Below are 341 nucleotides of genomic sequence, written 5' to 3' on the forward strand. Positions count from 1 at the left end.
TGAGGCTTGCAAGCAAGGTAGGGCTGAAATCCGGCAGGGCAAAGATTGAGAACTGGCCGATACTTTCCACGCACCGCATTTTGATGCGCCGCCGAGCCGAGAGAGTTTCTCTCGGCTCGGACCGGCTTAAGCCTACTTCACCTCGAGGACAGTGAGCTTTCCGTTTAGACGATCTGCCACAAACTCAATGGACTGACCTTCCTTCAATTTCTCCAGCATTGCTTCGTCCTTGGTGACGAAGACCATGGTCATTGCAGGTGTCCGTCGTCAGAGGTTTTGAGCAGTTCGGCGGCCTGATCTAGTGGAGGCTCTGGCTCATCAGGGTTTTCATCTTAAGCGGC

1 pseudogene is annotated in these 341 nt (G+C 54.0%); it reads right to left on the reverse strand.

The features are described from left to right. Nucleotides 1-132: 132 nt before the first annotated feature. A pseudogene (locus tag WA367_RS18120) lies at nucleotides 133-258 on the reverse strand (copper-binding protein); the annotation flags it as partial. Nucleotides 259-341 lie beyond the last annotated feature (83 nt).

The sequence above is a fragment of the Nitratireductor sp. CH_MIT9313-5 genome (assembly GCF_037029545.1).
Lineage (GTDB): Bacteria > Pseudomonadota > Alphaproteobacteria > Rhizobiales > Rhizobiaceae > Chelativorans.